General features: G+C 72.5%; 1 protein-coding gene. It reads left to right on the top strand.

All coding sequences use genetic code 11. The features are described 5' to 3' along the window. Positions 1–19 precede the first annotated feature (19 nt). The coding region (locus tag AQI88_RS42115) for an SDR family NAD(P)-dependent oxidoreductase (RefSeq protein ID WP_159050596.1) at positions 20–4,252 on the top strand (4,233 nt) is incomplete at its 3' end.

Here is a 4,252-nt window from a genome sequence, read left to right as displayed (position 1 = left end):
GCGGGCTGGTCGGGTGCCGATGGTGTCGACGGTCACGGGGGAGTGGGTGTCGGGCATTGAGGTGGATGCCGGGTACTGGTATGCGAATCTGCGGCAGATGGTCCGCTTTGAAGAGGCGGTTCGTGCGCTGATCACTGGTGGGTACGGGGCGTTCGTGGAGGTGTCGCCGCATCCGGTGCTGACGGGCGCGGTGTCCGAGACCGCGGAGGATGCGGGTACCGCGGACGTGGTGGTTGTGGGCACGCTGGAGCGTGACAACGGCGGTGCGACCCGGCTGGTGACCTCGCTGGCACAGGCGTACGTCGGCGGGCTGACCGTCGACTGGGCTGCGGTGCTGCCCGCCGGAGAGCCGGTGGAACTGCCGACGTATGCGTTCCAGCACCAGCGGTACTGGCTTCAGCCGGCGGCCGCGACCGCGGACCTGGTCGGCGGTGATGGTGCGAGCACGGCGGCCGAGGCGAAGTTCTGGGCCGCCATCGAGGGCGGTGACCTGGCCCGGGTCGCCGACACGCTGGCCATCGAGGACCAGCAGCATCTCAGCGAGGTGCTGCCTGCGCTGGCGTCGTGGCGGCGCCAGGAGCGGGACCGGTCGGTGACCGCGAACTGGCGATACCGGGTGAGGTGGGCGCCGGTCGCGGAGCCGGCCCCGGGGGCGCTGTCGGGACTCTGGCTGCTGGTGACCGCGGCCGGGCAGGCCGACGACGACATGACGCGGGGATGTGTGCAGGCGCTGGCCGCCCGAGGCGCCGAAGTAGCGGTCGCCGAGGTGCCGCACGGGGCGGTGGACCGCACTGAGGTGGCCGCGGCCCTCGGCCAGGCGCTGCAGGACACGGAGCCTGCGGCGGTGGCGGGTGTGGTGTCGCTGCTGGCCCTGGACGAGACGCCGGTGCCCGCGCATCCGGTGGTGGCCCAGGGCGTGGCCGCAACCCTGGCCGTGGTGCAGGCGCTCGGCGACGCCCAAGTGGGCGCACCGCTGTGGGTGGCCACGCGCGGCGCAGTAGCCACTGGACCGGGCGAGGCACTGGCCGGCCCGGTGCAGAATCAGGTATGGGGTCTGGGCCGGGTCGTGGCCCTGGAACACCCCGACCGGTGGGGCGGGTTGATCGACCTGCCCGCCGTACTGGACGAACGTGCCGGAGCGCGGCTGACGGCCGTACTGGCCGGATGCGGCGAGGACCAGGTGGCGATCCGCCCGAGCGGGATCCTGGGCCGCCGGCTGGCCCGGGCCCCGCAGCCCCGGACGGGCCAGGCCTGGACGACGCGCGGGAGTGTCCTGATCACCGGTGGAACCGGTGCGATCGGCGGGCACGTGGCCCGGTGGGTGGCCGGACGTGGCGCTCAGCGACTCGTCCTGACCAGCCGCTCCGGCCCCGCTGCCGCCGGCGTCGCCGCGATGGCCGCCGGACTGGCCGCCCAGGGCACCCGGGTCGACGTCGTCGCGTGCGATGTGAGCCAGCGGGCGGACCTGGCCGGAGTGCTGGCCTGGACCGCGACGGAGGGGCCCGCGCTGTCGGCGGTGATGCACACCGCGGGGTTGCTGGACGACGGTGTGATCGACCGGCTGTCGGCTCCGCGACTGGCGACGGTCCTGGCGCCCAAGGCCACGGGCGCGGCCTTGCTGGACGAGCTGACCGCCGACCTCGACCTGGACGCGTTCGTGCTGTTCTCCTCGGTCGCTTCCACGTTGGGAGGCATGGGCCAGGCCAACTACGCGGCGGCGAACGCCTTCCTGGACGCCGTGGCGGAGAGCAGGCGGGACCGGGGACTGGCCGGTCTGGCGGTGGCCTGGGGCCCGTGGGCGGGCGGTGGTGTGTCGCAGGGCACCGAGGCCGCCCGGCAGCGGCTGAGCCGCAACCGGTGGGAGGTGCTCATGGATCCGGACCTGGCCGTCCGGGCCCTGGGCGAAGCCCTCGACGGTCCCGACACCGTGCTGACGGTGATGAACGTGGACTGGACCGAGATCATGTCGGCGCCCGAGGCGGCGGCAGACCTGCTCCAGATACCCGCCATGCGGGATCTGCCGGAGATCCGCCAGCTGGCCGCGGCCGTGTCGGATGCCGAGGCGGCGCAGGCGGAAGGCGATCTGGCGCGGCGGCTGACGGGAATGTCGCGGGCCGAGCAAGGCCGGGCGCTGACCGACCTGATCCGGACCAAGGCCGCCTCGGTGCTGGGCTACCCGTCGGCCGAGTCGGTCGAGGCCGGCCGCGCCTTCAGCGAGCTGGGCTTCGACTCGCTGACCGCGGTGGAACTGCGCAACCAGCTCAGCACCGCGACCGATCTCCGGCTGCCGGCCACCTTGCTCTTCGACTACCCCAACCCCACCGCCCTGTCGGAATACCTGCAGACGGAGCTGCTGGGCGCCCTGCCTGAGGACACCGCGCTCCCGATGGTGGCGTCGGCCCAGGCGGCGGCCGATGAGCCGATCGCGATCGTGGGAATGAGCTGCCGGTACCCGGGCGGGGTGGTCAGCCCCGACGGGCTGTGGGAGTTGCTGACCGCGGGCGGAGACGCGATCTCCGGGTTCCCGGACGACCGGGGCTGGGACCTGGAAGGCCTCAGCGACACCGGCGCCGGGCAAGGGCGTACCTCGTACGTCCAGGCCGGCGGGTTCGTACAGGACATGACCGGGTTCGACGCCGGGTTCTTCGGGATCAGCCCGCGTGAGGCTCTTGCCATGGACCCGCAGCAGCGGCTGCTGCTGGAGGTGTCCTGGGAGGCGCTGGAGCGGGCCGGTATCGCCCCGGAGTCGCTGCGCGGCAGCCAGACCGGAGTCTTCGCCGGAGGCTACGCGTCGGGATACGGCATCGGCGCGGACATCGAGGGTGAAGCCCACCTGATGACCGGGACCGTGACCAGCGTGCTGTCGGGCCGGGTGTCGTACGCCCTGGGTCTTGAGGGTCCGGCGGTGACGGTGGACACGGCGTGTTCGTCGTCGCTGGTGGCGCTGCACCTGGCGAGCCAGGCGATCCGCTCCGGGGAGTGCACGATGGCCCTGGCCGGCGGTGTCACGGTCATGGTGACTCCCGAAGGCTTCCTGGGATTCAGCCAGCAGAGCGGCCTGGCGATGGACGGGCGGTGCAAGGCGTTCTCGGCCGAGGCCGACGGCATGGGCATGTCCGAGGGCGTGGGCGTGCTCGTCCTGGAGCGGCTCTCCGATGCCCAGCGGCTCGGACATCCGGTACTGGCGGTGGTGCGGGGCAGCGCGATCAACCAGGACGGTGCGTCCAACGGTCTGACCGCGCCGAACGGCCCCTCGCAGCAGCGAGTGATCCGCGCGGCCCTGGCCAACGCCCGGCTGTCGGCCGCCGACGTGGACGTGGTGGAGGCGCACGGTACGGGCACCTCGCTCGGCGACCCGATCGAGGCGCAGGCGCTGCTCGCGACCTATGGACAGGAGCGGCCGGAGGAGCGGCCGTTGTGGCTGGGTTCGGTGAAGTCCAACATCGGTCACACGCAGGCTGCCGCGGGCGTGGCCGGTGTGATCAAGATGGTGCTGGCGTTGCAGAACCAGCATCTGCCGCAGACGCTGCATGCGCAGGAGCCCTCACCGCACGTGGACTGGTCCGCGGGTGAGGTGCAGCTGCTGACCGAGTCCGTGTCGTGGCCGGTGAACGGCCGAGCGCGTCGTGCGGGCGTGTCGTCGTTCGGTCTGAGCGGTACCAACGCACACATCATCGTCGAAGAAGCGCCCGAGCCCGCCAAGGCCGGAGCCTCCGCGGGCAGCGGAGAACCGGAAGCCCCGATGGTTGTGGAAACCGAAGGGGTCGGTGCGTGGGTGGTGTCGGCGCGGTCGGCCGAGGGGCTGGCCGGGCAGACGGGACGGTTGCAGGAGTGGGCTGAGGCCCGGCCTGAACTGGAGCCGACGGATGTCGCGTGGTCGCTCGCAGCGACGCGGTCGGTGTTCGACCACCGGGCTGTGGTGGTCGGGGGCGACCGCGGGGAGCTGGTGACGGGGCTGGAGAGTCTGACCGCCGGGGTGCCTGCGGGGTCGGTCGTCTCGGGTGTTGCACGTCCGGGCGCCCGGGTGGTGTTTGTCTTCCCGGGGCAGGGGTCTCAGTGGCTGGGTATGGGTCGTGAACTGGCCGAGTCCAGCCCGGTGTTCGCCGCGCGCCTCGCGGAGTGTGAGCAGGCGCTGAGGCCGTTTGTGGACTGGTCGCTGACCGATGTCCTGGCTGGTGCGCCGGGTGCTCCTGAGCTGGAGTCGGCGGATGTGGTCCAGCCGGCGCTGTGGGCGGTGATGGTCTCCCTCGCT

This window comes from Streptomyces cellostaticus (genome assembly GCF_001513965.1).
GTDB classification, from domain to species: domain Bacteria; phylum Actinomycetota; class Actinomycetes; order Streptomycetales; family Streptomycetaceae; genus Streptomyces; species Streptomyces cellostaticus.
The sequence above is the reverse complement of the archived record's forward strand: the minus strand, read 5'-3'. Positions and strand labels throughout refer to the sequence as shown.